The 6,243-nt window shown below is 65.2% G+C and carries 5 protein-coding genes and 1 tRNA gene; 2 read left to right on the top strand and 4 right to left on the bottom strand.

The window, feature by feature from the left end:
- Window positions 1-120: 120 nt before the first annotated feature.
- Both istA and istB read left to right on the top strand, forming a co-directional pair.
- The gene (istA, locus tag B8784_RS06325; protein WP_169712612.1) at window positions 121-1,608 is read left to right on the top strand and encodes an IS21 family transposase; all 1,488 of its coding nucleotides are present in this window, start codon (window positions 121-123) and stop codon (window positions 1,606-1,608) included.
- Window positions 1,605-2,369, top strand: a complete 765-nt coding sequence (istB, locus tag B8784_RS06320; protein WP_084396756.1) for an IS21-like element helper ATPase IstB — start codon at window positions 1,605-1,607, stop codon at window positions 2,367-2,369. Before istA ends, istB begins: the two co-directional genes overlap by 4 nt.
- Before the next feature lie 122 nt (window positions 2,370-2,491).
- Here the strand turns inward: istB and B8784_RS06315 are convergent, their stop codons facing one another.
- The 4 genes from B8784_RS06315 to B8784_RS06300 all read right to left on the bottom strand — a co-directional run.
- Window positions 2,492-3,706 carry a TolC family protein gene (locus B8784_RS06315; protein ID WP_084396755.1) on the bottom strand — a complete coding sequence of 405 codons (1,215 nt, stop codon included), beginning with the start codon at window positions 3,704-3,706 and terminating at the stop codon, window positions 2,492-2,494.
- A 72-nt stretch (window positions 3,707-3,778) separates the two neighbouring features.
- On the bottom strand, window positions 3,779-4,126 hold the full coding sequence (locus B8784_RS06310; RefSeq protein WP_084396754.1) for a DUF2946 family protein: 348 nt from the start codon (window positions 4,124-4,126) through the stop codon (window positions 3,779-3,781).
- 238 nt (window positions 4,127-4,364) lie between these two features.
- Window positions 4,365-4,455, bottom strand: a tRNA-Ser gene (locus B8784_RS06305).
- A 74-nt stretch (window positions 4,456-4,529) separates the two neighbouring features.
- Window positions 4,530-6,243 (bottom strand): alkyl/aryl-sulfatase (locus B8784_RS06300; protein ID WP_084396753.1); only part of this gene is annotated, 1,714 nt, incomplete at its 5' end.

Raw genomic sequence — 6,243 nt, 5'->3', positions numbered from 1 at the left:
TGAGAACGGCGGTGCAAAATTAGACCACGGTAGCGCCGTCGTATTGGCGGTGCGGGCGGCGTAAAAGTCGTCCACTTTTTCCCTTCTTGCGGCAGCAGGGAGGGCGAGGAGATTTACACCGTGGAACTTTATCTGAAGGTCAGGCTGGCGCGCAGCGAGGGGATGAGCCAGCGGGATCTGGCGCGCCATTTCAACATATCGCGCGACAGCGTTCGCAAGATGTTGGCGTTCTCATCGCCGCCGGGATACCGGCGCACGAAGGAGATCAAGCGTCCCAAGCTTGATGGGTTCAGCGAGATCATCGACGGCTGGCTTGAAGAGGACAAGAAGTTGCCTCGCAAGCAGCGCCACACAGCGAAGCGGATCCACGAGCGGCTCAAGGCGGAACACGAGTTCACCGGCGGCTATACGATTATCAAGGACTACGTTCGGCAGCGTGAACGACGCACCCGTGAGATGTTCGTGCCGCTGGCGCATCCGCCGGGCCATGCGCAAGCCGATTTTGGCGAAGCGTTGGTTGTGATCGGGGGTGTCGAACAAAAGGCCCACTTCTTCGTCCTGGATTTGCCGCACAGCGATGCCTACTTCGTGCGGGCCTATCCGGCGGCGACGGCGGAGGCCTGGATGGACGGGCATGTGCATGCCTTTGCCTTCTTTGGCGGGGTGCCTCTGTCGGTTCTCTATGACAACGACCGTTGCCTGGTCTCGAAGATCCAGCCGGATGGGACACGGGTCCGCGCGACGCAGTTCAGCGGATTGCTGTCGCACTACCTGTTCCGAGACCGCTACGGGCGGCCGGGCAAAGGGAATGACAAGGGCAATGTCGAGGGGATGGTGGGCTACGTGCGCCGCAACCACATGGTGCCGATCCCCCACTTCCCGGATTGGGAGAGCTTCAACGCCTACCTTGAAGAGCAGTGCCGTGCCCGTCAGGGCGACACCTTGCGTGGGCACACGGAGATGATCGGCGCGCGCCTGCAGCGGGATCTGGCCGAGATGCGCCCCTTGCCAGCCGCCCCCTTTGAGGCCTGCGCACAGGCCAGCGGCCGGGTGAGCTCCCAGTCTTTGGTCCGCTACAACACCAACGATTACTCGGTCCCCGTGGCCTATGGCCATCAGGATGTGTGGGTGCGGGCCTATGTCGATCAGGTGGTGATTGGCTGCCGTGGGGACGTGATCGCACGCCATCCGCGGTGCTACGCGCGCGAGGACATGGTGTTCGATCCGATCCACTACCTCCCGCTGATCGAACGCAAGATCAATGCTTTGGATCAGGCTGCGCCCCTTGCGGAGTGGGACTTGCCAAAAGAGTTCGACACGCTGCGCCGCCTGATGGAAGCGCGCATGCTGAAGATAGGGCGCCGCGAGTATGTCCAGGTGCTGCGTCTTCTGGAGACCTTCGGCATGGAGGAGCTACACGCCGCCGTAAAGCAGGCCCTGAAGATGGGCGCGGTCGGCTTTGATGCTGTGAAGCATCTGGTTCTGTGTCAGGTCGAGAAGCGGCCACCACGGCTCGACCTCGACGTGTACCCCTACCTGCCACGGGCGCGGGTCGAGACGACCTCAGCGGCCAGCTACATGTCCCTGATGTCGGAGGCTGCGGAATGACCCATGCCCCCGAAATCCTGCTGGAGCATCACCTCAAGAGGCTGAAGCTTCCGACATTCCTGCGTGAGTATCAGAAGGTGGCGCGCCAATGCGCCGCCGAGGGCTTGGACCATGTCCAGTTCCTGACGCGCCTGGTCGAACTGGAGCTGATCGATCGCGAGCGACGGATGGTCGAGCGCCGCATCAAGGCGGCCAAGTTCCCGGCCACCAAAAGCCTCGACAGCTTCGACTTCAAGGCAATCCCCAAGCTCAACAAGATGCAGGTGCTGGAACTGGCGCGCTGCGACTGGATCGAACGGCGCGAGAACGTGATCGCCCTCGGCCCAAGCGGCACCGGCAAAACCCACGTCGCCCTCGGCCTGGGGCTCGCTGCTTGCCAGAAAGGGATGACGGTCAGCTTCACCACCGCCGCGGCCTTGGTCAACGAACTGATGGAGGCGCGCGACGAGCGTCGCCTGCTGCGGGTCCAAAAACAGATGGCCAACGCCAAGCTGCTGATCATCGACGAATTGGGCTTCGTCCCTCTCTCCAAAACCGGGGCCGAGCTGCTCTTTGAATTGATCTCGCAGCGCTACGAGCGCGGGGCTACGCTGATCACGAGCAACTTGCCCTTCGATGAATGGACGGAGACCTTCGGAACCGAGCGCCTGACCGGGGCGCTCCTCGACCGGCTGACCCACCACGTCAACATCCTCGAGATGAACGGCGAAAGTTATCGCCTGGCCCAAAGCCAGGCGCGAAAAGCCACCAAAACCTCCTGACCGACAATCCATGACTTGGCCCTCACGGGCCAAGGCGGCCAGTCAACCGCCAGCTATTTGGGGAGCGCGGTCGACTGGCCGCCAGCGCTCTATGCGCCCTTCACGCCCAACCCCAAAGTGGCCTACTTTTGCGCCGCCCTTTGGTCGGGTTTTACTCCGCCGTTGACAAGCGTGGCGGTCAGGTCAAACTTCCCGACCCGATAGCCCTTGGCTGCAGCGGAATAGGCCTCTTCGGCCAGCGGGAGGGCCTCTCCCTCAAGCCGCCGGAGCCGTGATGTCGCCGCGCGGGCCCGGGCGGCCAGGCTTGCCTGTTCAGCCCTGAGACGGGCTTTGACGGCTCGTGTGTTGAGCTCGGCGCCTTCTGTCCGGTAGCGCGCCGCGCGTGTTGCATCCTCATTTCTGTCGAACAGGGGAAGGGGCAGGCTGACGCCTGCAAGAAACGCCCTGTCGCCGGTATCTTCAAACCGGCGGACACCCGCGGAAACGGTCAGATCGGGCCAGGCGCCGGCGCGGGCGCGATCCGTGGCGGCCGCGCGAGCATCGGCTCCGGCCTCCGCCGCCTTGAGCTTGGGATGCCTGCCAGGATCGGATGCAGCATCGAGCTCCCGTCCTTCCAGGCCCGCGCCCCTGCCATCGGGGAGGCGAAAGTCGATCTCCGGTTCTCCCCAGACGGCGGCCAGGGCGATGGCGCGGGACTCGACCTCGCCACGCGCGGTGTCGGCAGCCGCCTTGAGAATCGCTACATCGGCCTTTGCGCGGGCAAGTTCCGGCGGTGCGGCGGCCCCGGCCTCGACGCGGCGGTCGACGACACGCGCAAATTCTTCCGCGAGACCGGCCGACGCCTCTGCAACCTCGGCCATCTCGATGGCGGCCTGAAGCTCGAGAAAGAGTTCGCCGGCCAGCTTTTGCACTTCCAGGCGCTGAACCCTGCACTCGGCACTGGCCAGCGCCGCCTCGGCGCGGGCAGCCCGTTCCGACAGGCGCCGTTTCCCGCCAAGCCTGAAGGTCTGCTCGAAAGACAGGGTCGTCTCGTAGGCGTCAAAGCCTTCGAGCGCGCCGCTTCCGGCAAAGTTTTCGGTTTCAAGCGAGACCGCCGGGTTGAGCCAGCGCCCGGCCTGGTCGGCCTCCGCCGAGGCGGCCTTTGAGCCGAGCGCCGCTCGCAACACTTCAGGCGCCGCCTGGCCGGCCCGGGCGATCGCGGCCTCGAGCGTCAGCGGAGCGGTCTGCATGATCTCATCTGCCCGGACCGGCGCAGGGCCACATCCATCGGCATTGGCCAGTCCTGCCAGGGCAGGCACGGCCAGCGCGGCCACAAGGCCGCGAAACATGGTTTTCATTTTGGGGAGTATCCTCGTCCAGATTCAACGATGGCGCAGGCAGGCTGCGCCTCAGTTCAGACAGTCGTTGATCTAGGCGCGGGGCGGGCGATACAGGCCGTCGGAACCGCGCGTGGCGTAAACCCGCTCGCCGCGCAGCACCTGCTTGCCCAGTGTTGAAAAGGTCAGCGGGCTGCAAGCATCGCTGCTCATTATGTGGATATGACAACTGCCACACTGATGAACGGTGTGGTCATGCCCCTCCGGAGACGTGTCCTCCGGCCCGTCTTGGCCGCTCTCGGCGTCGAGGCAGATATCCGCCTCCGCTTCATCAGGATGCAGCGCATCGGCCGCCGCACTGACCGGCGCGATCACGAAGGCCACCGCCATGACCATGACCAGCAGTGTCCGCATGTGTTTCATGAACCGGGCCCGATGCATGTGGCCTTCCTAACAGACTTCGCCCGAAAACTCATCAACACTTTCCAGAAGAGGCCTGATGCCTTCAGTGACGACGTGGGGCAAGCCTTCATTGAAGGTGGCGTTTCCAGGCTCTCGGCACCCGTAGGAAGAGGGAGACGGGCTTCAGGGAGTTCAGGTGCTGATACGGCCCATAAGTCCCGGAAGTGTCGGCACTCTTCCGGGATGTCTCGAATTCGCAATTTTCAGGAAGACTGGCTGGCGGAGAGGAAGGGATTCGAACCCTCGATACGGGATTACCGTATACTCCCTTAGCAGGGGAGCGCCTTCAGCCACTCGGCCACCTCTCCAGCCAGTTTGCCTGACTAACCGCATGCTGCGGCGCCTGCAAGAGCCCACCGCGCCTTGAACGCAGATTGTGCGCTCAGGGCGTCACGACCGGGAACCAGAAGTCCGGCTGGTCGAGCGCGCCGAGGAAGGCACCCGCCGCCGAGCCGTCGCCTTCGATCGTCAGCGCGCCCGCCTGCATCAGGCCCGGCACGCCGGTCTCTCTCAGGATCAGCCGGTTGAAATCGGCCCGCGTCAGCGTCAGCTGCGCGGCGCTCCCTGTGCCCTCGTCGGCGAGCCGGGGGACGACCACATCGCGCCCGACATGGACGCTGATCGTCTCGCCGGTATCGGTGAAGGCGAAGAGGAGCGTGAAGGGCTCGCGCGAGAGCTTCTCCGGGTTGTAGCGGCTCGCCAGCGCGTCGAAGAGGTCGAGGCTCGGCACGGCTTTCAGGAAGTCGGCATTGCCGAGATTGGGCGCGCCCGCATCAGGAACGCCGTTGCGCAGTTCCGACGCCGCGGTGAGGTAGTAGCTGCGCCACGCGCCGCTCTCGGCCTGGAAGCCGAGCTGCTCATAGGCCGCCGCCAGCCAGGTCTTCGCGTCCTCGCTCTCCGGCGCGGCGAAGACGGCCTGGTTGAACAGTTCGGCGGCCCAGCGATAGTCGCCGGCCTCGAAGGCCTCCACGCCGCGCGCGAGGGTCGCCTCCAGCCCGCCCATCGCCTCGACATAGCGGGTCGCGGTCTCGGCGCGGGGCAGGGCGTGATAGTCGGCCGGCACGCCGCTCCACCAGCCATAATAGAACTGGTAGACCGCCTTGGAGTTGTGGTTCAGCGTGCCGTAATAGTCGCGCGTGGAGAAGTCCTCCTGGGAAAAGCCCGGCTCAGGCAGGGTCTCGGCGGCTTCCGTCATCGTCGCGCCCGCATTCGCCCGGCGCAGCGTCTGGTCGTGGACATAGCGGTAGATGTCGCGCTGATGGGTGAGGAAGGTCTGCACGTTCTCCTGGCCCCAGGTCGGCCAGTGGTGGCTCGCGAAGACGAGGTCGGCCTTGGTGCCATAATCGGCGAGCACATGGTCGATCACCCGGCTCCATTTCAGCGCGTCGCGCACCTTCGCGCCCCGGGGCGTCAGCACATTATGGAAGGTCGCGGTGGCGACTTCGGCGGTGCAGAGCGCGTTCTTGCCCGGCAGGTAGAACATGAATTCCGCGGGCGCCTCGGTGCCGCCGGCATCCATGAAGACGAACTCCACCCCGTCAATCTCGCGCACCGTGCCCCAGCCGCCAATCTCCTCGGTCGGCAGCACCAGACCGGTCGTGCCCTGCGGCAGGCCGGGGCCGAGGCCGGTGCCGACATTGGCCGTGTCGGAGCGCGGGATGGTATTGCCGAACATCAGCACCGCGCGGCGCTGCATCAGATTGCCGGCGATCAGGTTTTCGGCCACCGCGCTTTCGGTAAAGCCCTCGGGGGCGAGCACGGGCACGCCGCGCGCCTCGATCGCCTCTTCGGAGATGACGCCGCGCGCGCCGCCGAAATGGTCGGCATGCGAATGGGTGTAGAGCACGCCCGTCACCGGCCGCTCGCCCAGCGTGTCGTTGACGAGCTTCAGTGCAGCCGCGGCGGTCTCCTTGACGGTTAACGGGTCGACGATGATCCAGCCGGTCTCGCCCTCGATGACGCTCATCACCGAGAGGTCATAGCCGCGCACCTGCCAGATGCCGTCGGCGACCTCGAACAGGCCGTGCTGGGCGGCAAGCCCCGACTGGCGCCAGAGCGAGGGGTTCACCGTGGCGGGGGCCTCGCCCGCGATGAAG

Source organism: Henriciella aquimarina, from assembly GCF_002088975.1.
Taxonomy (GTDB): Bacteria; Pseudomonadota; Alphaproteobacteria; order Caulobacterales; family Hyphomonadaceae; genus Henriciella; species Henriciella aquimarina.
The sequence above is the reverse complement of the archived record's forward strand: the minus strand, read 5'-3'. Positions and strand labels throughout refer to the sequence as shown.